This window comes from Modestobacter sp. SYSU DS0904 (assembly GCF_054051115.1).
Genome location: NZ_JBJHAQ010000001.1, coordinates 228,496 through 250,435 on the forward strand (window position 1 = coordinate 228,496; position 21,940 = coordinate 250,435).

Sequence of the window (21,940 nt, forward strand, 5' to 3'; positions counted from 1 at the left end):
ATGACCATGCCGTACTACGCCTCCGCCGAGCAGGTCATGCGCGACCGCTCGGAGTACGCCCGCAAGGGCATCTCCCGCGGCCGCAGCGTCGCCGTGCTCACCTACGACGACGGCGTGCTCCTCATCGCCGAGAACCCCAGCTCCACGCTGCACAAGGTGGGCGAGATCTACGACCGGATCGGCTTCGCCGCGGTCGGCCGGTACTCGGAGTTCGAGAGCCTGCGGGTGGCCGGTGTCCGGCTGGCCGACGTGCGCGGCTACTCCTACAACCGGCGCGACGTCACCGGCCGGATCGTCGCCAACGCCTACGCGCAGACCCTCGGGGCGATCTTCACCGAGCAGATGAAGCCCTACGAGGTGGAGCTGTGCGTCGCCGAGGTGGGCGACACCGCAGACAGCGACCAGCTGTACCGGCTCACCTTCGACGGCTCGGTCGTCGACGAGCCGGACTTCGTGGTGATGGGCGGCCAGGCCGAGGCGGTCACCGCCAACCTGCGCCAGCACTTCTCCACCGGCCTGGGCCTGGCCGAGGCGCTCCGCGTCGGCGTCCAGGCGCTGTCCGCGGTCAGCCCGGCCACCAGCGCCAACGGCGGCGGCCACGACCAGCTGCCGGCCGAGCAGCTGGAGGTCGCGGTGCTCGACCGGCGCCGGCCCAAGCGCGCCTTCCGCCGGGTCACCGGCGCGGCTCTGCGGGCACTGCTCAGCAACGAGCCCGCGCCCGAGCCGGCCCCGCCCGCGGAGGCCGCCGGGCACACCCACGCGCCCAGCGCCCCGGCGCCCGGCACCCCGGCCGGACTGGGTGACCCGGCGGCCGTCGACACCGCCGGCGGCACCGAGCAGGCGTCCGCGCAGCCGGCCACCACCGACGGCGTCGGCGGTGGCACCGAAGGCAGCAGCGACGGCCGTGGCGAGGGCAACGGCAACGGTGAAGGGCCCGCGCAGAACGGCGACGCCGAGGACGGCACCGAGCAGTGAGCGGCGCGGCGCGCGAGGCACACGAGCCGAGCGCGCCGCCGCGGCCTAGGCTCGGTGAGGTGGAACGACGGATCTTCGGCATCGAGACCGAGTACGGCGTCACGTGCACCTTCCGAGGCCAGCGCCGGCTCTCCCCGGACGAGGTCGCGCGGTACCTGTTCCGCCGGGTCGTCTCCTGGGGGCGCAGCTCCAACGTCTTCCTCCGCAACGGGTCGCGGCTCTACCTGGACGTGGGCAGCCACCCCGAGTACGCCACCGCCGAGTGCGACGACCTCACCGAGCTCGTCGTCCACGACAAGGCCGGCGAGCGGATCCTCGAGGGGCTGATGGTCGACGCCGAGCAGCGCCTCAAGGAAGAGGGCGTCACCGGCGACATCTACCTGTTCAAGAACAACACCGACTCCGCGGGCAACAGCTACGGCTGCCACGAGAACTACCTCGTCGGCCGGCACGGGGAGTTCGGCCGGCTCGCCGACGTGCTCATCCCGTTCCTGGTCAGCCGGCAGATGGTGGTCGGCGCCGGCAAGGTGCTGCACACCCCGCGCGGGGCCGTCTACTGCGTCAGCCAGCGCGCCGAGCACATCTGGGAGGGCGTCTCCAGCGCCACCACCCGCTCCCGGCCGATCATCAACACCCGCGACGAGCCGCACGCCGACGCCGAGAAGTACCGCCGGCTGCACGTCATCGTGGGCGACTCGAACATGAACGAGACGACCACGCTGCTCAAGGTCGCCATCACCGACCTGGTGCTGAAGATGATCGAGCAGGGCGTCGTCATCCGGGACATGACCCTGGAGAACCCGATCCGGGCGATCCGCGAGATCAGCCACGACATGACCGGGCGGCGCAAGGTCCGGCTGGCCAACGGCCGCGAGATGTCCGCGCTGGAGATCCAGACCGAGTACCACGACCGGGCCGCGGAGTTCGTCGACCGGGAGGGCCTCGGCCCCGTGCACCGGCAGATGCTCGAGTTGTGGGGGCGCACCCTCAAGGCCGTCGACACCGGCGACCTCAGCCTCATCGACCGGGAGATCGACTGGGCCAGCAAGTACCGGCTCATCGAGCGGTACCGGGCCAAGCACGACCTGCCGCTGTCCAGCCCGCGGGTGTCCCAGCTCGACCTCGCCTACCACGACATCCGCCGCGGCCGGGGCCTGTACTACCTGCTGGAGAAGGCCGGGCAGGTGGAGCGGGTGGCGCACGACCCGCTCGTCTTCGAGGCCAAGAACGTGCCGCCGCAGACCACCCGGGCCAAGCTGCGCGGTGAGTTCATCCGGCGGGCCCAGGAGAAGCGCCGCGACTTCACCGTCGACTGGGTGCACCTCAAGCTCAACGACCAGGCCCAGCGCACCGTGCTGTGCAAGGACCCGTTCAAGTCCGTCGACGAGCGGGTCGAGAAGCTGATCTCCTCGATGTGAGCAGAGCGCCGCGGTGACCGATCGCGCCGAGGCGCTGCTCGCCGGCCCGCGCGGCCGGCAGCTGTGCCTCCAGCTCGTGCTCGGGCCCGCCGCTCCCCGCTGGCCGGAACTGATCTGGACCACGGAGCCCGCCGGGCACCCGGTCGCGCGGTACGACCGGGACGACGCCCGCCGGTCGCTCGCCGCCGCCGTGGCCGCGGCGGACCTCGCGGCGCTGGCCGGGACGGCCGATCCGGCTGCGTTCGTCCCGGCGCTGCTCGCGGCCGTCGACTCCGCCCGGTACTGGCAGGAGCCCGCCGACGACGACGCCCTGCTGGGCGACGCGGACCTGGCAGCCCAGCTGCGCCCGGTGGCCGAGGCCGTCGCCGGGGCACCAGCGGCCCGGTGGTGGGCCGAGCCGCTCGCCACCGCCACCCAGCACACCGTGCTCTTCGAGCCGGCGGACAACGCGCCGCAGCTCACCGGCACGCGGCCCGCGCTGGCCCGCTGGCGGGCGGAGACCCTGGCGGCCGAGCACCGGGCCGCGCAGGACCGGCCGGCCGACCCGCACGCGAACTGGTCCGGCGAGTGGTGGTCGACGCCGGTGCTGGCCGGGCTGGTCGTCACCATCGGGGTGCTGCCCGGCCGCACCGCGGCACCCCGGCCGGCCGCCACCCGGCTGCTGCTGGTCGAGGACGAGTTGAGCTGGGAGACGGCCGCCACCTGGCCGGTGCCCGTGCCGGACTGGGCCCGGGTCCTGGAGATCACCGGACCGCAGGACTGGGTCGACCTGGTCCGGCGCCACCCCCTCGACGTCACCGCCTCCCGGCGGCACGACTGGTGGCGGGCCACCGGCGCGGTCGGCCCCTTGCTGATCCCGGACTGGTCCGCCGTCGCCGGGGAGTTCGAGGCCGTGCACCTGACGGTCGACGGGTACCTCTCGACCGCCGGCCGGGCGCTCCCGGTGGACCGGGCGGGCGCGCCCGGCTGGACGGTGCTCGCCGGGTGGGACCCGGACGCCACCTGGTGGCTCACCGACCTGTTCGAGCTGGGGGAGCAGGTGAACTGGCGGCGGCGGGACGACGAGCCGCCGCGCTGGACGCCGGCCTGACCGAACCCGGTGGCCAGGCCGGCCCGGACTGCGCAGACTGCCCGGGTGTCCACCGCACTCGTCACCGGGGTCGGCCGCCGCGCCGGCATCGGGTTCGCCATCGCCCGCCGGCTGCTCGACCGCGGGGACCGGGTCGTCGTCTCCTCCTGGTCGCCGCACGACGCCGGCCAGCCCTGGGGCGCCGACGACCTGACCGCCGTCCTGGCCGAGCTGGGCGATCCGCCGCACCTCGCCGCCGACCTCGCCGACCCGGCCGCCCCCGCCGCACTGGTCGAGGCCGCCCGGGAGGCGGTGGGGCCGCTGAGCACGCTGGTGGCCAACCACGCCCGCAGCGCCGAGGGCCGGCTGGCCGACGTGACCGCCGCCGAGCTCGACCTGTTCTTTGCGGTGAACACCCGGGCGACGCTGCTGCTGGTCCAGGCGTTCGCCGCGCAGCACCAGCCTTCAGCGGGACCCGGCTCCGCGGTGCTGTTCACCTCGGGTCAGCACCGCGGCCCCATGGCCGACGAGCTGCCCTACGCGGTGAGCAAGGGTGCGGTCCAGCAGATGACCCTGTCGCTGGCCGACGAGCTCGCTGACCGCGAGATCACCGTCAACTGCGTCAACCCGGGACCGACCGACACCGGCTGGGCCGGCCCGGCGCTCGCCGACGAGGTGGCCCGGTCGATGCCCCGGGGCCGGTGGAACACCCCGGCCGAGGCCGCCGCCGTCGTCACCTGGCTGACGGGCCCGGACGCCCGCTCCGTCACCGGCCAGACGATCGACGCCGAAGGCGGCTTCCGCCGCTGGCGGTGACCGGGGCCGCGGTCAGTCCGGCGGGGCGCCGAACAGGGCCAGCTGCGCGGCGAACCGGCCGGCGGCGGCCGCGGCGAGGAAGTACGCGCGGTCCTCGGCGACGCTCCGGCCCATCGTGGACAGGGTCACCGGCGAGCCGGCCAGCGCGTCGTCGAGCCCCTCGGTGTCCACCCACTCGATCACGTTGCGCTCGGGCTGCCCGGCCAGGTCCTCCTCGACCTGGGCACCCAGCTCCGACCCGATGCCGCGCGGCGCCACCAGGGTCACCCCGCCCATCGCCACCCGCCCGAAGGCGGTCAGCGAGTGGTGGGACACGCCGCGGTGGCGGGGCCGCGGGTCGGCGTCGGAGATCCGCAGCGCCCCGATGGTCTGCCCGCCCAGCACGTGCACCGCGTTGCACGCCTCCCCGGCGGCGACCCCGGAGAAGCCCCACGGCGTCCCCGTGCCCAGGTTGCCCGGGCCCTGCGCCACCACGGTGACGTCGGCGTGCAGCACGTGCCGCGCGGCGAGCAGCCCGGTGTGCACGGTCACCGCCTCCAGGTCACCGCCGAACGCCTGCCCCACGGTGACCACCCCGGCCAGCGACGGACCCAGGGCGTCCAGCGTCCGGGAGAACGCGGCGGGCAGCGCCCCGCCGTCGGTCATCACGTAGGCCACCCGCAGCGCCGGGTCGGTGACGTGCACCCCGGCGAGCACCGCGGGCAGCGCCGAGTGCAGGTCGGCCACGACCACGGGCATGCCCCCGAGGTCCTCGGCCGCGGCGATGGCCTCGTGGTGCTCGGTCTCCTGCTCGTCGACCCCCTGCACCGTGACCTGCAGCGGGGTGTACCGCCCCTTGACCAGGTGGCCGGGGCCGGTGGGGTCGGCCGGCAGCCGGTCGGGCACCGCCACGACGAGCGCGTACCCGCCGGTGCCCAGCTTCTGCGCCCAGGCCGTGGTGTTCAGCAGCACCTCGTCACCGACCTCGGGCGTGCCCACGAGCGAGGGGTGGGCCAGTGCGCGGATCGCGCCGTCGTCGAACACCTTGACGGTCATCTCCTGCGCGTCGCGCCAGGCGCGGCCCAGCTCGGTGACCCGCCCGCGGCGCCAGCGGATCCGGGAGGCCGGGGCAGGGGAGGAGGGAGTCGTCACCGTCGCAGGCTAACCAGCGGTCGGGCCGGGGGCAGCCGGAGCCGTAACCTGTGCCCGTGGCAGCCAAGCGGGCGGAACGACTGGTGAACCTGGTCATCGCCCTGCTCGGTACCCGGCAGTACGTCTCGGCGGCCAGGATCCGGGACACGGTGCCCGGCTACGAGCCCGACGACGGCACCGCCCGCGCCGACGAGGCCTTCAAGCGGATGTTCGAGCGGGACAAGGCCGAGCTGCGCGAGATCGGCGTCCCGCTGGAGACCGGCCGCACCAGCGCCTTCGACACCGAGGACGGCTACCGGATCGCCCGCGCCGACTACGAGCTGCCCGAGCTCACCCTGACCGGCGAGGAGGCCGCCGCGGTGGGCCTGGCCCTGCGGCTGTGGCAGTCCGCGCAGCTGGCCGGCGCCGCGCAGAGCGCGCTGGTGAAGCTGCGGGCCGCCGGGGTGGACGTCGACCCGGGCCGGGTGCTGCCGATCCAGCCGCGGCTGGACGCCGGCGAGCCCTCGTTCGAACCCTGCTACGCCGCGGCCCGCGACCGCCGGGTCCTCACCTTCGACTACCGGCGTCCCGACGAGCAGCGCCCGGCCCGCCGCCGGGTGCAGCCGTGGGGCGTCGTGGCGTGGCACGGCCGCTGGTACCTGGTGGGCCACGACCTGGACCGGCAGGCCCCGCGGGTCTTCCGGCTGTCCCGCGTCGTCGGCACCCCGAGGGCCAGCGGCCCGCCCGGGGCCTTCGCCCCGCCGGCCGACCTCGACCTGGCGTCGGTGGTGGCCGGCTCCGAGCGCCGCGAGGAGCAGGTCGTGGTGGTCCGGGCCCGCCCGGGGACGGCGATCGGCCTGCGCCGGCACGCGACGGTGCTGGGTACCGGCGACGACGGGGACGACCGGCTGGAGCTGCGCACGACCGAGCCGTGGGCGCTCGCCGACCAGCTGGCCGCCTACGGTGCCGACGTGCTCGTCGAGTCCCCACCCCGGATGCGCGAGGCCGTCGTCGAGCGCCTCACCCGGCTGGCCGCGCTGGCGGAGCGGGCATGACCGCGCCGAGCACCGCCGAGCGGATGACCCGCCTGCTGGCCCTGGTGCCCTACCTGCAGTCCCGCCCGGACGGCGTGCGGCTGGCCGACGCCGCCGCCGACTTCGGCGTCCCCGAGGCCCAGCTGCGCCGCGACCTGGACCTGCTCTGGGTCTGCGGGCTGCCCGGCCACGGCCCCGGTGACCTGATCGACCTGGCGTTCGAGGGCGACCGGGTGCGGGTCACCTTCACCGCCGGCATGGTGCGCCCGCTCCGGCTGACCACCGACGAGGCGGTCGCGCTGATCGTGGCGCTGCGGACGCTGCTCGAGCTCCCCGGACTGGCCGAGGGTGAGGCGGTCAGCCGCGCGCTGGCCAAGATCGCCACCGCCGCGGGGCAGCCCGCCGAGGTCGCCGCACCGGTGGCGGTCAGCGTGGGCGCGGGGGAGGAGTCCCTCGCCGTCGTCCGGCAGGGGCTGGAGCACCGGCGCGCCCTGCACCTGCACTACTACGTGCCCAGCCGCGACCAGCGCACCGACCGGGTCGTCGACCCCATGCGGCTGCTGCTGGTCGACGGCCACTGGTACCTCGAGGCCTGGTGCCGCAACGTCGAGGGCGTGCGGCTGTTCCGGCTCGACCGGATGGACGACGTCACCGTGCTCGACTCCCCGGCCGCCCCGCCGCCGCAGGCGCAGGAGCGCGACCTGGCGTCCGGCCTCTACCAGCCCAGCGGCGAGGAACCGCTGGTCCGCCTCCGGCTGGCCCGCGCCGCCCGCTGGGTGGCCGACTACTACCCGGTGGAGGAGCAGGCCGAGGTCGACGACCCACCCGGAGGGCTGGCGATCGCGGTGCGGACGTCGGACCTGGGCTGGGCCCGGCGCCTGGTCGCCTCCCTCGGTGGCGCCGCCACCGTGGACGAGCCGGCCGGGCTGGCCGGTCAGGTGGCCGCCGAGGCCCGGGCCGCGCTGGCCCGCTACCCGGACGCCGGCGACAGCGCGCACCGGTCCGGCTAGGGTCGTCCCCGTGTTGCTGGTCGTCTGGATCGTCGTCGCCGTGCTGGCCGTCGTGGTGCTCGGCAGCCTCGCCTACAGCCTGTTCGGGGCGATGGGCCGGCTCACCCGCGAGCTGCGCCGCCTGGACGGCGAGGTCCGGCCCGTCCTCGCCGAGGTGCAGGCCACCCTCGACCGGGCCGCCGCCCAGCGCGCCGCCGGCACACCGGACCCGGCGCCGACGCCTCGCTGAACGACAGGCTGAACAACTGGTGGACGGCGGTTGCACACCCTCGGCCCGACCCTGCGCAGCCCTCTCCCGGGCGTAGAGTCGCCGCCACCACGACCACTCGGAGGAAATCATGGGCGGACTCGGCCCGATGGAGATCGGCCTGATCATCCTGGCCGTCCTGCTGCTCTTCGGCTACAAGAAGCTGCCGGATGCCTCCCGCTCGATGGGGCGCTCGATGCGCATCTTCAAGAGCGAGATGAAGGGCATGAAGGACGACGACGTTCGCACCAAGGACGAGGCCAAGACCGCTCCGGTCCGGGGCGAGATCGTCACCCCCACGACGGTCACCCCCGCCGCCGTCGACTACGAGGCGGAGCTCCGCGCCGCCGAGGCCCGGGCCGCCGAGGCGCGCGCCCGCGCCGAGCAGGCCCGCGCGTCGGCTGCCGCCGACGGTCGCTGATCCACCGCACCCCCGGAGCACCCGCCCGTGACCCTGGCAGGGCGAACGCGTGACCGCCGCCCGCGGCGTCCCCCTCGGGACGCCGCGGCGACGATGTCCCTGATCGGCCACCTCCGCGAGCTGCGCAACCGGATCGCCAAGGCGCTGCTGGCCCTGCTGGTCGGCACCGCGATCGCGTTCTGGTGGTACGAGCACGGGCTGGGCGAGTTCATCCGTGCCCCCTACTGCGGCCTCCCGCCGGACCTCCTGCCACCGGAGCTGCGGCTCGCCGACGACGGGCAGGACTGCCAGCTGCTGATCACCGACGTGCTCAGCGGTGTCTTCATCCGGCTCAAGGTGAGCTTCCTGTGCGGGGCGGTGTTCTCGGCGCCGTTCTGGCTCTACCAGCTGTGGGCCTTCGTCACCCCGGGGCTGAAGAAGAACGAGAAGGCCTACGGCGTCGGCTTCGTCGCCGTCTCCTCGACGCTGTTCGCCCTCGGCGCCGCGCTGGCCTACATCTCGCTGTCCAAGGGCCTGGAGCTGCTGCTGGGCCTGGCCGGCAGCGGCACGGTCGTCTGGCTGACCGCGCATGACTACATCGGGTTCGTGCTCTCGCTGCTGGTCGCCTTCGGGGTGAGCTTCGAGGTGCCGCTGTTCGCGGTGGCGCTGAACCTGGTGGGCGTCCTCAGCCACCAGACGCTGGCCAAGGGCCGGCGCTGGATCTTCTTCCTCACCATCGTCTTCGCCGCGTTCATCACCCCCACCCAGGACCCGTTCACCATGCTCCTGATGGCCGGGCCGATGATCGTGCTGTTCGAACTGGCCATCCAGATCGCCCGCTTCGTCGACCGGCGGCGGGCGAAGAAGGCGGCCGCCGCGGGCCTGGCCGGGCTCGACGACGACGAGGCCTCACCGCTCGTCGGCGGTCCGTCGGCGCTCGACACCACCCCCAGCGGCCTGGACACCACCCCGAGCCCGTTGGACGAACCGGACCCGGTCGAACGCCGCTGACCCGCCGGCGCTCCTGCAGCGGGGCAGGCGGGTACCTACTGTGGGGACATGTCCAGCCCGGCTGAGCGGTACGCGGCTGCGCGCCGACGTAACGCGCACCCCACCCTGTCGGAGTTCACCGCCGAGCTCGGCTTCAGCCTCGACCCGTTCCAGGTGGAGGCCTGCGAGGCGCTCGAGCGCGGCTCCGGCGTGCTGGTCTGCGCGCCCACCGGCGCCGGCAAGACGGTGGTGGGGGAGTTCGCCGTCCACAAGGCGCTGCAGGAGGGCCGCAAGGCCTTCTACACGACGCCGATCAAGGCGCTGTCGAACCAGAAGTACAACGACCTCGTCGACCGGTACGGGTCCACGCGGGTGGGCCTGCTGACCGGCGACAACGCCATCAACGGCGACGCTCCGATCGTGGTGATGACCACCGAGGTGCTGCGCAACATGCTCTACGTCGACTCCCCGGCGCTCACCGACCTCGGATACGTGGTGATGGACGAGGTGCACTACCTCGCCGACCGGTTCCGCGGCGCGGTGTGGGAGGAGGTGATCATCCACCTCCCCGAGCACGTCCGGCTGGTGTCGCTGTCGGCGACGGTGAGCAACGCCGAGGAGTTCGCCGACTGGTTGGTCAGCGTCCGCGGGGACACCGCGGTGGTGGTCAGCGAGGTGCGGCCGGTGCCGCTGTGGCAGCACATGCTCGTGGGCGGGCGGGTCTTCGACCTGTTCGCGCTGCGCCCGGCCGCGCACGCGGCGGAGTGGGAGCAGACCCCGCGCGGGCAGTCGACCCGGGAGCGGGGCCGGGCCGTGGTCGATCCGGAGCTGGTCCGCTTCGTGCACGAGCAGGAGCGGCGTTTCGACAGCTGGTCCGGTGGTGGGGGCGGCTCCCGGGGCGGGTTCAGCCACAAGCCGCGCTTCCGGCCACCGTCGCGACCGGACGTCGTCGAGCGGCTGGACCGCTCAGGTCTGCTGCCGGCGATCACCTTCGTGTTCAGCCGCAACGGCTGCGACGCCGCCGTCCACCAGTGCCTGGGCTCGGGGATGCGGCTGACCGACGAGACCGAGCGGGCCGCGATCGCCGAGGTGATCGACCGGCGCACCGGGTCGCTGCCGGAGGAGGACCTGCACGTCCTCGGCTTCTGGGAGTGGCGCGAGGGGCTGCTGGCCGGGTTCGCCGCGCACCACGCCGGGCTGGTCCCGGCGTTCAAGGAGACCGTCGAGGAGTGCTTCGTCCGAGGCCTGGTGAAGGCGGTGTTCGCCACCGAGACCCTCGCGCTGGGCATCAACATGCCCGCGCGCACCGTCGTCCTGGAGCGGTTGGTGAAGTGGAACGGCGAGGCGCACGTCGACGTCACCCCGGGGGAGTACACCCAGCTCACCGGCCGGGCCGGACGGCGGGGCATCGACATCGAGGGCCACGCGGTCGTCGTCTGGGCGCCCGGGGTCGACCCGGCGGCCGTCGCCGGCCTGGCCAGCACCCGCACCTACCCGCTCAAGTCCTCGTTCCGGCCCAGCTACAACATGGCGGTCAACCTGGTCGGCACGCTGGGCCGGGAACGGGCCCGGGAGCTGCTCGGCTCCTCCTTCGCCCAGTTCCAGGCCGACCGGTCGGTGGTCGGGCTGGCCCGCTCGGCGGCCCGGCACGAGGAGACCGCCGCCCAGCTGGAGCGGGAGATGCGCGGTGGGCTCACCAACGCCGCGCTGGACGTCGCGGGGTACGCCAAGCTGCGGCTGGAGATCGCCGAGCGGGAGAAGGCGCTGTCCCGCGACACCCAGGCCCGCCGGCGGCTCGCGGCCGCGGAGTCGCTGGAGGCGCTGCGCCCCGGCGACGTCATCCGGGTGCCGTCGGGACGCCGCCAGGGCCTGGCCGTGGTGCTCGACCCGGGCATCACCGAGCTCACCGACCCGCGGCCCCTGGTGCTCACCGAGGACCGCTGGGCCGGCCGGCTCGCCGCGGTCGACTTCCCCAGCCCGGTCAGCGCGCTGGCCCGGGTGAAGGTGCCGAAGAACTTCAACCACCGCAGCCCGCACGCCCGCCGCGACCTCGCCTCAACGCTGCGCAACGCCCGCGCGGAGAACGCGCTGGGCGCACGGCGGACCAAGGGCCGTTCGGCCGCCGACGACGACCCGGTGCTCGCCGACCTGCGGCACGCGCTGCGCGCGCACCCGGTGCACGGGCTGCCCGACCGGGAGGAGCGGGCGCGCGCCGCCGACCGCTGGCTGCGTGAACTGCGCGACGCCGAGCGGCTGCGCCGGCAGATGGCCGAGCGCACCGGCTCGCTGATCCGCCAGTTCGACCGCACCTGCGACGTCCTCACCGAGCTCGGCTACCTGGTGCCCGAGACCGCGCCGGTCGAGGGCCCGGTCGAGGGCACGGTCGAGGGCACGGTCGAGGGCCCGGTCGCGAGCGAGACCCCGGAGCGGGTGACCGACGACGGACGGCGGCTGGCCCGGCTGTGGACCGAGACCGACCTGCTCACCGCCGAGTGCCTCCGCGCCGGGGCGTTCCGCGGCCTGGCCCCCGCCGAGCTCGCCGCCTGCGTCTCGGCGCTGGTGTTCGAGGCGCGGCGGGAGAGCCCGGCCACCCCCTCCGTCCCGGCCGGCAAGGTCGCCGCCTCCCTGGCCGAGATGCGCCGGGTGCGCGCCCGGCTGTTCGACGTGGAGACCGAGCACGGCGTGCCGGTGACCCGCGACCTGGACCTGGGCTTCGTCTGGGCCGCCTACCGCTGGGCCGACGGGCAGTCCCTGGACCGGGTGCTCGCCGGCGCCGAGCAGGCCGGCACCGAGCTCTCCGGCGGGGACTTCGTCCGCTGGGCCCGCCAGCTGATCGACCTGCTCGACCAGCTGGCCAAGGTCGCCGACGAGCCGCTGGCCGGGGTGGCCCGGGCCGCCGTCGGCCGGGTGCGGCGCGGGGTGGTCGCGGTCGCCGTCACCGGCTGACCGCCCGCCGCTCCGGGGTGGGACACAATCGCAGCCGCCCGCCCCCTCGACGGAGGAGCCACGATGAGCCAGCCCCCGCAGGGCCCGCCCGACCCCGGCCAGCAGCCGCGGCCGCCGGCGTCCGGCTGGGGTGGGCAGGGCGGCTGGGGCCCGCCGTCGGGGCAGCCGCCGCAGGTGCCGCCGCCGTGGGGGCCACCCCGGTACGGCCCGCCGGGGAGCCCCGGCCAGCCCCCGTACGGACAGCCCCCGTACGGGCAGCCGGGCTACGGACCGCCGCCCGGCTGGGGCGCCCCGCGGGTGCCGCCCCGCCGCGCGCGCCGCGGGCCCGGCGTCGGGCTCGCGGTGCTCGCCGTCGCCGCGCTCGCGCTGGTGCTGCTGCTGACGCCCGGATTCGGCTCGACCCGGCTGGACCCGGACGCGGTGGAGCAGGACGTCGCCGGGCAGTACGAGGAGCTCCGCGGCGTGCCGCTGGCGCTGCGCTGCACGGAGCCGATGCCGGTCGATGAGGGCAGCAGCTACCGGTGCGAGGGCACCACCGGCGACGGCGACCAGGTGACCGTGACGATCGAGGTCACCGGCGCCGACGGCGCCTACACCTGGTCCGACGAGTGAGGTCCGACGAGTGAGGTCCGACGAGTGAGGCCGGTCGAGTGACGGGGGTCAGCCCAGCGCGTCGGCCGGCCAGCCCAGCGCTGCGCCCAGCCGGCGGACCGAGGACTCCAGCCCGTGCCGCTCGGCCAGCGCCGCGAGGCCCCCGGGGTCGGCCGGGCGGGCCGGCAGCTCCCCGGAGACCGGCGGCAGGTCGATCGAGGTGACGACGGCGACCACCGCGGGTGCGGCGTCCAGGTAGTCCGCGGAGGCGGCGAGCTTCGCCAGCACCCCCTTGGTCAGCGGCGCCTTCGGGACGACGGTGCGGGCGGCCGCCGCCCGGATCCCGGCGAGCGAGCCGAACTCGTTGATCAGCGTGGCCGCGGTCTTCGCCCCCACCCCGGCGACGCCGGGCAGCCCGTCGCTGGGGTCGCCGCGCAGCACCGCGAAGTCCGCGTAGGCACGCCCGGGGATGCCGTACTTCGCCGCGACCGCCGCCTCGTCGACGAACTCCAGGTCGGTGATGCCGCGGTTGGTGTAGAGCACCCGCACCTCGCGTGCGTCGTCGACCAGCTGGAACAGGTCGCGGTCGCCGGTGACCACGTCGACCGGGCCGCGGGCGCGGGTGGCCAGGGTGCCGATGACGTCGTCCGCCTCGTACCCGGGTGCGCCCACCCGGGCCAGCCCGGCGGCCGCGAGCACCTCCACCAGCACCGGCACCTGCGGGGCCAGTTCGTCGGGGGTCTCCTCCCCGCCCGCGGGGGTCACCCGGTGGGCCTTGTACGACGGGACGGCGGCCACCCGGAACGCCGGCCGCCAGTCGTCGTCCCAGCAGGCGACCAGCCGCTGCGGCCGGTGCGCCACCACCAGCCGGGCGGTCATGTCCAGGAACCCGCGCACCGCGTTGACCGGGCGGCCGTCCGAGGAGGTCACCGAGGTGGGGACGCCGTAGAACGCGCGGAAGTAGAGGCTGGCGGCGTCCAGCAGCATCGTCGTCACGCGCGCGACGGTAACGGCCTGGTGACGACGGCGGACCACGTCGGTGGCCGTGGTTAGTCTGCCGTGGTGTCCGGATCCGTGCCCTCCTCCCCGCTGGTGTCCATCGACCGGGTGCGCGCTGCCCGCGCGGTCGCCGACGAGGTCGGTGTCGACGTCGTCGTGGTCACCCCCGGGTCGGACCTGCGCTACCTCTGCGGCTACGACGCGCACGCCATGGAGCGGCTGACCGCGCTGGCCGTGCCCCGCCGGGGTGAGCCGCTGCTGGTCGTCCCGCGGCTGGAGGCGCCGATGGTGGCGGCCTCCCCGGCCGGTGCGCTCGGCCTGGAGGTGCTGGCCTGGGACGAGACCGACGACCCGTTCACCCGGCTGGCCGACGCCGTCACCGCCCGGCTCGGGTCCGCCCCGCAGCGGGTGGCGGTGGGCAACCGCACCTGGGCCGAGCATGCGCTGGGCATCCAGCGGGCGCTGTCCGGCTCGACGCTGGAGCTCGCCGCCCCGGTGGTCGACCGGCTGCGGATGGTCAAGACCCCGGCCGAGGTGGAGGAGCTGGCGCTGGCCGGTGCCGCGATCGACCGGGTGCACGCCCGGATGGGGGAGTGGCTGCGGGTCGGGCGCACCGAGGCCGCGGTGGGCGCCGACATCGCCGCCGCGATCCTGGCCGAGGGGCACGTCGGGGTCGACTTCACCATCGTCGGCTCCGGGCCCAACGGGGCCAGCCCGCACCACGAGCTCTCCGACCGGGTCGTGCGGGCCGGTGACCTGGTGGTGGTCGACATCGGCGGGGAGACCGCGACCGGCTACCGCTCGGACTGCACCCGCACCTACGTGGTGGGTGGCTCGGCGGACGCCGAGACGGCCGAGTGGTACGCCGTCCTGCAGCGTGCGCAGGAGGCGGCGACGGCGGCGGTGCGCCCGGGCGTGACCTGCGAGCAGATCGACGCCGTGGCCCGGGACGTGATCACCGAGGCGGGCTGGGGCGAGCACTTCATCCACCGCACCGGGCACGGCATCGGGCTGGACACCCACGAGGCGCCCTACGTCGTCGCCGGCAACGACCTGCCGCTGGAGCCGGGCATGGCGTTCTCCGTCGAGCCCGGCATCTACCTGGCCGGGCGCTGCGGCGCCCGGATCGAGGACATCGTCGTCTGCACCGACGACGGCGTCCGCACGCTGAACGAGGGTCCCCGTGAGCTCGTCGAACTCCCCGGCTGACCCCGGCGCGGCGCCGGACGTCGACCGGGCGCTGCTGTCGGCGCTGGCCCGCGACGGGCGGGCCAGCTACACCGACCTCGCCGACCGGGTCGGGCTGTCGGTCTCCGCGGTGCACCAGCGGGTGCGGCGGCTGGAGCAGCGCGGGCTGATCACCGGCTACGGCGCGCACCTGGACGCGAAGCTGCTCGGCCTGCCGCTGACCGCCTTCGTGTCGATCACCCCGATCGAGGCGGCCCAGCCCGACGACGCCCCGTCCCGGCTGGCGCACCTGAGCGCGATCGAGGAGTGCCACTCGGTCGCCGGGGTGGAGAGCTACATCCTCAAGGTGCGGGTCGCCTCGCCCGACGCGCTGGAGGCGCTGCTGCAGGAGATCCGGGCCGCCGCGAACGTCACCACCCGGACGACGGTGGTGCTCTCCACCGCCTACGAGGACCGCCCGCCGATCTAGGGCGGCGCCGCCTCTGGACACCACTTCGAACGTGTGTTCGGATGGGCGGCATGCGGTGGGATGCCCAGAAGCTCGACCTCGACGAGCCGACGACGCTCCCCGGGCTGCCCACGGTGCGCGGGCTGCTCCGCCGGGTGCAGGTGCCGGAGTTCCCCGGGCTGACCTTCCACGAGGTGCGGGCCAAGAGCGCGTTGAACGCCGTCCCGGCGGGCTCGGCGATGCCGTTCGGCCACACCGTCAACCCCTACCGGGGCTGCTCCCATGCGTGCGTGTACTGCCTGGGTGCGGACACCGATGTGCTGATGGCGGACGGTCGCCACATGCGGATCGCCGATCTCCGCGTCGGTGACCGGGTCATCGGTACCGAGAAGCGAGGCGGCTACCGCCACTACGTCGAGACCGAGGTGCTCGCGCACTGGTCGACGGTGAAGCCCGCCCACCGGGTGTCCCTGGCGGACGGCACGTCGATCGTCGCCAGCGCCGATCACCGCTTCCTCACCGGCCGCGGATGGAAGCACGTCCGGGAGTCCGGGTGCCGCGGCGAGCAACGCCCTCACCTCACCCTCGATGACTCCCTGCTGGGTTTCGGCCGGACGGCCCCGACGGCGGCGGCTTGCGTGGACTATCGGCGGGGCTACCTCGCCGGCATGGTCCGCGGCGACGGCCACCTCAAGTCGTACCGGTATGCACGAGCCGGCCGTGATCACGGCGACGTCCATCGTTTTCGACTGGCGTTGGCGGATGTCGAGGGCCTGCACCGTGCGCAGCAGTTCCTGACAGCCGAGGGCATTCGTACCGACTGGTTCGAGTTCTCCTCCGCCACCGGCACTCGTCGAGCGATGAGTGCGATCCGGACGTCCTCAGCCGCGTCGGTCGCCCGGATCGAGCAGCTGGTCCAGTGGCCGACCGACCCCAGCGACTCCTGGCGACGTGGCTTCCTGGCCGGCATCTTCGACGCCGAAGGTCACCGGAGCCAGCACGTCCTCCGGATCAGCAACGCCGACGACGAGATGCTCCACCAGACGATGGGCGCATTCGCCGCCCTGGACTTCGACAGCGTCGTGGAGGATCCCGGACTGGCGAACCGGGTACGGACGGTGCGCCTGCGCGGCGGGCTGGGTGAGCACCTCCGTTTCATCCACCTCGTCGATCCGGCCATCCGGCGCAAGTGCCAGGTGCAGGGAACCGCGATCAAGTCCACGGCAGACCTCCGGGTCACCGGGATCGAGGGCCTCGGTCTCGAGGTGCCCATGTACGACATCACGACAGGCACTGGGGACTTCATCGCCAATGGCGTGGTGAGCCACAACTGCTTCGCCCGCGGCACGCACGAGTGGCTGGAGCTGGACTCCGGCGCCGACTTCGACCAGCAGATCGTGGTCAAGACCAACATCGCCGACGTGCTGCGCCGGGAGCTGGCCCGCCCGTCCTGGCAGCGGGAGCACGTCGCGCTGGGCACCAACACCGACCCGTACCAGCGGGCCGAGGGGCGCTACCGGCTGATGCCCGGCGTCATCACCGCGCTCGCCGGCTCGGGCACGCCGTTCTCGATCCTCACCAAGGGCACGCTCGCCCGCCGCGACGTCCCGCTGCTGGCCACCGCCGCGCGGGACGTGCCGATCGGCATGGGCGTCTCCGTCGCGATCTGGGACGACGACCTGCACCAGGCGCTGGAGCCGGGCGTCCCCACGCCGCGGGCGCGGCTGGACCTGGTCCGGGCGATCACCGACGCCGGCCTGCCGTGCGGGGTGTTCCTCGCCCCGGTGCTGCCCGGGCTCACCGACCGGCTCGACCACCTGGAGGCCGCGATCGCGGCGATCGCCGAGGCCGGCGCCACCGGGGTCACCGTGCTGCCGCTGCACCTGCGCCCCGGTGCCCGGGAGTGGTTCACCGCCTGGCTGTCCCGGGAGCACCCCACTCTGGTGCCGCGCTACCGGAAGCTGTACGGCCGGGGTGCCTACGTCCCCGCCGACTACCGGTCCTGGCTGGCCGGCCGGGTCGCACCCCTGCTCACGCGGTACGGCCTGGACCGGCAGAGCGGCGGCACCGCCCGCGGGGTGGACACCGGCTCGGCCACCGGGCTGCCCGGCGACGAGTCGGCCGGCTTCCCCGCTGGCAGCCTGCCCAGCCGGTCCGGGAACGAGGTCCGGAAGGCGGCCGGGGAGCCCGAACAGCTGGCCCTCTGCTGAGCCGGGTCAGCCGGCCAGCCGCCCCGTCCGGTGCACGCTCCGCAGCGCCCGCACGGTGCCGCGGGGTGCGACCGGCGGGGCGCCGGCCGCCAGGGCGAGCCGGCGGTAGGAGTCGTAGGAGAGGGTCAGGTAGACCACGGCCAGGGCATCGGCCGCTGGGCGGTGCCGGGGCAGGGCGGTGGCCTGCAGGTGACGCCCGGTGTTGGCCGCGTGCTTGGCGAACGTCGTCTGCAGCGCCTGGGTGGACAGCCGCCCACCGATCCGGCTGTCGACCCCCGGTCCGCGGCGGAGCGCCGGCAGCACCCAGGGGCTCGCGGCCAGCGCCGGGAAGCGGTCCCGGGTCGCCTCCCACGCCGTCCACGCCTGCGTGGCGCCGCGGACGGTCCAGTCGCCGTCGTCGGTGCTGATCCGGAGCCCCCGGCCGGACACGTCGACCTGGTCACGGCGCAGTGACCGGAACTGACCCACCGTCGCCGGCCACTGCAGGGCCAGCGCACACCACGCCACCGTGCGCAGGTGCTCGGGCTGGTCGCTGCGGATCTCGGTGAGCGGCCGCAGGTCCAGCACCGGGGGGTCCGGTTCCGGGGTGTGGGGGAGTGGCAGGTCCAGCCCGCCGTAGCGGGCGACCTTGCTGTAGAGGGTGACCGTCGCCGGCTTCCAGCCGCGTGCAGCGGCGAGCTCATCGAGCCCCCCGGCGGCGAGGTCGTCCGGTCCCAGGTCGAGTTCCAGCGCGGCCTCGACCAGCCGGCGCCACTGCGTCTCGTACCCCCGCGGTGCCGCCAGCCGGCGCCAGGCGGTCTCCGACGGGGGGACGGGCATGTGCGGCAGCGGAGGCTGCCACCGACCGGACATGAACCGATACTACCGTTATCCCCAACAGCGTCGCAAAAAAATTCTGTGGTCACCTGCCAAAGACAGCATCACGGCACCCTTCGGGCGCCGCAGCAGCGACACCCCGGAGCCACCGAGAAACACCGCCCCGGTGATCATGGCGACGTGCGCACAGTGGGGGTCGAGGAAGAACTGTTGGTCGTCTCCGAGTCGGGCACCCCCGTGCCGCTGGGCCCCGAAGCGCTGGAAGCTGCGGCGCGGCACGGGGAAGGGGAGACCGTCGCAGAGCACGACCGCGCCGAACTGGGGGAGGACGGCGGCGCACCCGAGGCGCACCTGGTGCCCGAGCTGAAGGAACAGCAGATCGAGCTGGGCACCCGGGTCTGCCGGGACCTCGACGAGGTGACCGCCGAGCTGATCTGGTGGCGGTCCCGGGCCGATGCCGCCGCCGGATCGGTGGGCGCGCGCGTGGCGGCCCTGGCCACCTCGCCGGTGCCGGTGCGGCCGGTCGCCACCCCGGGACGGCGGTACGCCCGGATGGCGGAGACGTTCGGGCTCACCGCCGAGGAGGTGCTGACCTGCGGTTGCCACGTGCACGTCTCCGTGGAGAACGACGAGGAGGGCGTCGCCGTCCTCGACCGGATCCGCGTCTGGCTGCCCGTGCTCACCGCGCTGACCAGCAACTCCCCGTTCTGGAGCGGCCGGGACACCGGCTACGCGAGCTTCCGCTCCCAGGTCTGGAACCGCTGGCCCTCCGCCGGCCCCACCGAGCGGTTCGGCAGCCCGGAGGCCTACCACCGGCTGATCGCCGACCTCACCGCGACGGGCACGGTGCTGGACGAGGGGATGGTCTACTTCGACGCCCGGCTGTCGGCCTCCTGGCCCACGGTGGAGATCCGTGTCGCCGACGTGGTGCTGCGGGTCGCCGACGCCGTCCTGCACGCCGGGCTGGTCCGGGCCCTGGTGGAGACCGCCGCTCGTGAGTGGCGGGCCGGGCTGCCCGCCCCGGCCGTCCCCACCGAGCTGGTCCGCGTCGCCGCCTGGCGGGCCGGGCGTTCCGGCCTGGACGACGTCCTCGTCAACCCCCGCTCGGGCCGCCCGGCGCCGGCCGGTGAGGTGCTCGACGCACTGCTGGCGCACGTCCGCCCGGCGCTCGCCGACGCCGGGGACCTCGAGCGGGTCGAGGACGGCCTGGCCGAGCTGCGTGGGCGTGGCACCGGCGCCCGGCTGCAGCGGACGGTGCTCGCCGAGACCGGCGACCTGGCCGCCGTCGTCCGGGAAGCGGTCGCGGCCACCCACGTCAGGTGACCGGGCCGACCTCCGGGACCGTTGGTTAGGGTCCGCTCATGCACACGGCCAGCTGGGGCGACGTCGTCCGTCGCGACCTCTTCGGGCCCCGCCCGGACCCGCGTGACCGGCCCTACCGGTTCGTCATCCGGATGGCGCTCGTCGTGTTCCGGCTCTTCGGCTTCCGCTTCGACGTGCGGGGGAGCGAGCACGTGCCCACCTCCGGTGGCGCGATCGTGTGCAGCAACCACGTGAGCTACCTCGACTTCACCTTCCTGGGTCTGGTCGCGCTGCCGCAGCACCGCCTGGTCCGGTTCATGGCGAAGGTCTCGGTCTTCGGGCACTGGTTCGCCGGGCCGTTCATGCGGGCGATGCAGCACATCCCGGTGGACCGGAAGGCCGGCGCCGCGGCCTTCGACTCCGCGGTGCGCGCGCTGAAGGACGGGCAGGTCGTCGGCGTCTTCCCCGAGGCGACGATCAGCAGCTCGTTCACCGTGAAGGACCTCAAGGCCGGCGCCGCACGGATGGCCCTGGACGCCGGGGTGCCGATCCTGCCCGCCGCCGTGTGGGGCGGGCAGCGGATCGCCACCAAGGGACACCCGGTGGTGCTCAAGCGCGGGGTGGCGGTGACGGTGATCGTCGGCGAGCCGATCGTCCCCGGGCCGGGGGAGAAGGCGCAGGTGCTGCTGCGGCGCACCCGGGCGGCGATGGAGGAGCTGCTGGCCGAGGCCCAGCGCAGCTACCCCGACCAGCCGGCCGGCGACGACGACCGCTGGTGGCTGCCGGCCCACCTCGGCGGCTCCGCACCGACCCCGGAGCAGGCCACGGCGCTGGCCACCGGGCACGCCGCTGGCCACCGGGTCACGCCGAAGGCACCGCACCCGGTGGCGCGCCTGCGGCGGCGGCTGGCCCGCCGCGGCCGCTGAGCCCTCTCAGCGCACCGGCCCGAGCTCCTCGCGGGTGCGCGGCGGCACGAGCTCGCGCTCGTAGCTGCGGTGCCAGAAGGCACCGGACTCCCGCCGCTCCTCGCGGGTGGTGAACCGGTAGCGGTACAGCGACACCCGGACGGCGGCCGGCGGGCGGTCGCCGAACGGGGCGGAACGGAGCAGCCGCAGCGTGGCCGGGTCGGCGTCCAGCAGCTTGCCCAGGAACGCGGTCAGCCAGCTGCGGCCGTAGGCGGGGGAGAGGGCGACGAACCACATCAGCCAGTCCAGCCGCAGGTGGTACGGCGCCACCTGCGGCGGACGACGGCGGGGGTCACCGGGCTTGCCGCGGAACTCGTACTCCCGCCAGACGGCGTCCGGTCCCCGGCCGTCGGTCGCCTCGACCACCAGCTCCCGGCGCACCCGGGTGACCGACCCGAAGGCGCCGTAGCTGTTGACCAGCCGCAGCGGGTCGAAGCTGGTGTTCATCCGCTGCTGGCGGGACAGCAGGTTGCGCACCGGCGCGACGCTGAGCACGGCGACCAGCACCGCCAGGCCCAGCGAGACGCCGGTGAACCAGGTGGGGGAGCTCAGCTGCGCGGGCGGGTCGACCGGCAGCACGGCGGCGTACCAGCTGCCGTCGATCAGCGCGAGTGCGAGCACCAGGGTCAGCCAGTTGAGCCAGGCGAAGTTGCCGCTGATCACCAGGTAGCCCTGGGTGACCACGACGACCAGCGCGGCGATGCCGGCGACCGGCTGGGGAGCCAGCAGCCCGAACACGACCACCAGCTGGGTCACGTGGTTGGCCAGCGTCTCCACCCGGTGCAGCCGCGGCGGGAGCCGGTGGAACCACCAGCTCAGCGGGCCGGGCATCGGCTGGGTCTCGTGGTGGAAGTCCAGGCAGGTCAGGTCCCGCCAGCAGCGATCGCCACGGAGCTTGATCAACCCGGCGCCGAACTCCACCCGGAACAGCAGCCACGCCACCAGCCACAGCGCCAGCGTGGGCGGCGCGACGTGCGCCGGGCCCAGGAAGACCATCAGGAAGCCGGTCTCCAGCAGCAGGGTCTCCCAGCCGAAGCCGTACCAGATCTGACCCACGTTGACGATCGACAGGTAGAGCGCCCAGAGGGTCAGCCACAGCGCCATCCAGCCGGCCACCGGCAGCCGGTCGGCCAGGCCGACCAGCACGGCGAGCGACAGCGCGATCCCGGTCCAGCAGACCCCGGCGAACAGCCGGTCGGACCAGCGCCAGTGGAACAGGCTCGGCGCCCGGCGGAAGGAGGAGTGCCGGAGGAACCGGGGGACCGGGGTCAGCCCGTCGGTGCCCAGCAGCGCAGGCCCCTGCCGCAGCGCCGCGACGAACGCGAGCAGGTAGACCACCGCCACGCCCCGGGTGACGACCAGGCGGCTGAGCCAGGCGTCGGGGTCGCTGAACCACTCCACCGGTC

General features: G+C 74.6%; 20 protein-coding genes. 16 read left to right on the forward strand and 4 right to left on the reverse strand.

Features of this window, described 5'->3' with window-relative positions; translation table 11 throughout:
• Genes prcA through ACI79U_RS01070 form a run of 4 tightly spaced genes read left to right on the forward strand, consistent with a single transcriptional unit; the run spans position 1 to position 4,278 of the window.
• Positions 1-975, forward strand: a complete 975-nt coding sequence (gene prcA, locus ACI79U_RS01055; RefSeq protein ID WP_457071076.1) for a proteasome subunit alpha — start codon at positions 1-3, stop codon at positions 973-975.
• 59 nt (positions 976-1,034) lie between these two features.
• A complete protein-coding gene (gene pafA, locus ACI79U_RS01060) occupies positions 1,035-2,393 on the forward strand; it encodes a Pup--protein ligase (RefSeq protein ID WP_457071078.1) in 1,359 nt (452 codons plus the stop codon).
• 13 nt (positions 2,394-2,406) lie between these two features.
• Positions 2,407-3,483 carry a hypothetical protein gene (locus ACI79U_RS01065; protein ID WP_457071081.1) on the forward strand — a complete coding sequence of 359 codons (1,077 nt, stop codon included), beginning with the start codon at positions 2,407-2,409 and terminating at the stop codon, positions 3,481-3,483.
• A gap of 45 nt (positions 3,484-3,528) precedes the next feature.
• Complete coding sequence (locus tag ACI79U_RS01070) at positions 3,529-4,278, forward strand: SDR family oxidoreductase (protein ID WP_457071083.1); 750 nt, start codon at positions 3,529-3,531, stop codon at positions 4,276-4,278.
• A gap of 12 nt (positions 4,279-4,290) precedes the next feature.
• Here the strand turns inward: ACI79U_RS01070 and ACI79U_RS01075 are convergent, their stop codons facing one another.
• The gene (locus ACI79U_RS01075) at positions 4,291-5,409 is read right to left on the reverse strand and encodes a DUF3866 family protein (protein ID WP_457071085.1); all 1,119 of its coding nucleotides are present in this window, start codon (positions 5,407-5,409) and stop codon (positions 4,291-4,293) included.
• A 56-nt stretch (positions 5,410-5,465) separates the two neighbouring features.
• Here ACI79U_RS01075 and ACI79U_RS01080 point away from each other — a divergent pair, with 56 nt between their 5' ends.
• The 7 genes from ACI79U_RS01080 (at position 5,466) to ACI79U_RS01110 (ending at position 12,627) form a co-directional block, all read left to right on the forward strand.
• A complete protein-coding gene (locus tag ACI79U_RS01080) occupies positions 5,466-6,443 on the forward strand; it encodes a helix-turn-helix transcriptional regulator (protein ID WP_457071087.1) in 978 nt (325 codons plus the stop codon).
• Entirely contained in the window at positions 6,440-7,432 is a 993-nt protein-coding gene (locus ACI79U_RS01085; RefSeq protein WP_457071089.1) for a helix-turn-helix transcriptional regulator, read from the forward strand. The genes ACI79U_RS01080 and ACI79U_RS01085 overlap by 4 nt, the downstream gene beginning before the upstream one ends.
• Positions 7,433-7,442: 10 nt before the next feature.
• Positions 7,443-7,661: a hypothetical protein gene (locus ACI79U_RS01090; RefSeq protein ID WP_457071092.1), complete on the forward strand. Its 219-nt coding sequence runs from the start codon at positions 7,443-7,445 to the stop codon at positions 7,659-7,661.
• Positions 7,662-7,770: 109 nt separating this feature from the next.
• Positions 7,771-8,100: a Sec-independent protein translocase subunit TatA gene (gene tatA / locus ACI79U_RS01095; protein ID WP_457071094.1), complete on the forward strand. Its 330-nt coding sequence runs from the start codon at positions 7,771-7,773 to the stop codon at positions 8,098-8,100.
• Between the two features lie 93 nt (positions 8,101-8,193).
• On the forward strand, positions 8,194-9,090 hold the full coding sequence (gene tatC, locus ACI79U_RS01100; RefSeq protein WP_457071096.1) for a twin-arginine translocase subunit TatC: 897 nt from the start codon (positions 8,194-8,196) through the stop codon (positions 9,088-9,090).
• A gap of 48 nt (positions 9,091-9,138) precedes the next feature.
• The gene (locus ACI79U_RS01105; RefSeq protein ID WP_457071098.1) at positions 9,139-12,015 is read left to right on the forward strand and encodes a DEAD/DEAH box helicase; all 2,877 of its coding nucleotides are present in this window, start codon (positions 9,139-9,141) and stop codon (positions 12,013-12,015) included.
• Between the two features lie 63 nt (positions 12,016-12,078).
• Positions 12,079-12,627 carry a DUF4333 domain-containing protein gene (locus tag ACI79U_RS01110; RefSeq protein WP_457071100.1) on the forward strand — a complete coding sequence of 183 codons (549 nt, stop codon included), beginning with the start codon at positions 12,079-12,081 and terminating at the stop codon, positions 12,625-12,627.
• Between the two features lie 48 nt (positions 12,628-12,675).
• Here ACI79U_RS01110 and ACI79U_RS01115 read toward each other — a convergent pair whose 3' ends face one another.
• Positions 12,676-13,593 carry a 5'-3' exonuclease gene (locus tag ACI79U_RS01115; protein WP_457071129.1) on the reverse strand — a complete coding sequence of 306 codons (918 nt, stop codon included), beginning with the start codon at positions 13,591-13,593 and terminating at the stop codon, positions 12,676-12,678.
• A gap of 75 nt (positions 13,594-13,668) precedes the next feature.
• Between ACI79U_RS01115 and ACI79U_RS01120 the strand changes: the two genes are divergently transcribed.
• Genes ACI79U_RS01120 through ACI79U_RS01130 form a run of 3 tightly spaced genes read left to right on the forward strand, consistent with a single transcriptional unit; the run spans position 13,669 to position 17,451 of the window.
• Positions 13,669-14,814: a M24 family metallopeptidase gene (locus ACI79U_RS01120; RefSeq protein ID WP_457071102.1), complete on the forward strand. Its 1,146-nt coding sequence runs from the start codon at positions 13,669-13,671 to the stop codon at positions 14,812-14,814.
• Positions 14,789-15,262 carry an Lrp/AsnC family transcriptional regulator gene (locus tag ACI79U_RS01125; RefSeq protein ID WP_457071104.1) on the forward strand — a complete coding sequence of 158 codons (474 nt, stop codon included), beginning with the start codon at positions 14,789-14,791 and terminating at the stop codon, positions 15,260-15,262. Before ACI79U_RS01120 ends, ACI79U_RS01125 begins: the two co-directional genes overlap by 26 nt.
• A 50-nt stretch (positions 15,263-15,312) precedes the next feature.
• Positions 15,313-17,451 carry an intein-containing Rv2578c family radical SAM protein gene (locus ACI79U_RS01130; RefSeq protein ID WP_457071107.1) on the forward strand — a complete coding sequence of 713 codons (2,139 nt, stop codon included), beginning with the start codon at positions 15,313-15,315 and terminating at the stop codon, positions 17,449-17,451.
• 6 nt (positions 17,452-17,457) lie between these two features.
• Here ACI79U_RS01130 and ACI79U_RS01135 read toward each other — a convergent pair whose 3' ends face one another.
• Positions 17,458-18,270 carry a hypothetical protein gene (locus ACI79U_RS01135; protein ID WP_457071109.1) on the reverse strand — a complete coding sequence of 271 codons (813 nt, stop codon included), beginning with the start codon at positions 18,268-18,270 and terminating at the stop codon, positions 17,458-17,460.
• A gap of 177 nt (positions 18,271-18,447) precedes the next feature.
• Between ACI79U_RS01135 and ACI79U_RS01140 the strand changes: the two genes are divergently transcribed.
• Complete coding sequence (locus ACI79U_RS01140; protein WP_457071111.1) at positions 18,448-19,590, forward strand: carboxylate-amine ligase; 1,143 nt, start codon at positions 18,448-18,450, stop codon at positions 19,588-19,590.
• Positions 19,591-19,628: 38 nt separating this feature from the next.
• On the forward strand, positions 19,629-20,495 hold the full coding sequence (locus ACI79U_RS01145) for a lysophospholipid acyltransferase family protein (protein ID WP_457071113.1): 867 nt from the start codon (positions 19,629-19,631) through the stop codon (positions 20,493-20,495).
• 6 nt (positions 20,496-20,501) lie between these two features.
• On the opposite strand, the gene ACI79U_RS01150 is transcribed toward ACI79U_RS01145, so the two are convergent.
• Positions 20,502-21,935 carry a lipase maturation factor family protein gene (locus tag ACI79U_RS01150; RefSeq protein WP_457071115.1) on the reverse strand — a complete coding sequence of 478 codons (1,434 nt, stop codon included), beginning with the start codon at positions 21,933-21,935 and terminating at the stop codon, positions 20,502-20,504.
• Positions 21,936-21,940 lie beyond the last annotated feature (5 nt).

Excerpts from the sequence above, each read along its gene's own strand:
- prcA (WP_457071076.1), top strand. The coding sequence starts at position 1 with ATGACCATGCCGTACTACGCCTCCGCCGAGCAGGTCATGCGCGACCGC.
- ACI79U_RS01085 (WP_457071089.1), top strand. The coding sequence starts at position 6,440 with ATGACCGCGCCGAGCACCGCCGAGCGGATGACCCGCCTGCTGGCCCTG.
- tatA (WP_457071094.1), top strand. The coding sequence starts at position 7,771 with ATGGGCGGACTCGGCCCGATGGAGATCGGCCTGATCATCCTGGCCGTC.
- tatC (WP_457071096.1), top strand. The coding sequence starts at position 8,194 with ATGTCCCTGATCGGCCACCTCCGCGAGCTGCGCAACCGGATCGCCAAG.
- ACI79U_RS01105 (WP_457071098.1), top strand. The coding sequence starts at position 9,139 with ATGTCCAGCCCGGCTGAGCGGTACGCGGCTGCGCGCCGACGTAACGCG.
- ACI79U_RS01110 (WP_457071100.1), top strand. The coding sequence starts at position 12,079 with ATGAGCCAGCCCCCGCAGGGCCCGCCCGACCCCGGCCAGCAGCCGCGG.
- ACI79U_RS01115 (WP_457071129.1), bottom strand. The coding sequence starts at position 13,593 with ATGCTGCTGGACGCCGCCAGCCTCTACTTCCGCGCGTTCTACGGCGTC.
- ACI79U_RS01130 (WP_457071107.1), top strand. The coding sequence starts at position 15,313 with ATGCGGTGGGATGCCCAGAAGCTCGACCTCGACGAGCCGACGACGCTC.
- ACI79U_RS01135 (WP_457071109.1), bottom strand. The coding sequence starts at position 18,270 with ATGCCCGTCCCCCCGTCGGAGACCGCCTGGCGCCGGCTGGCGGCACCG.
- ACI79U_RS01145 (WP_457071113.1), top strand. The coding sequence starts at position 19,629 with ATGCACACGGCCAGCTGGGGCGACGTCGTCCGTCGCGACCTCTTCGGG.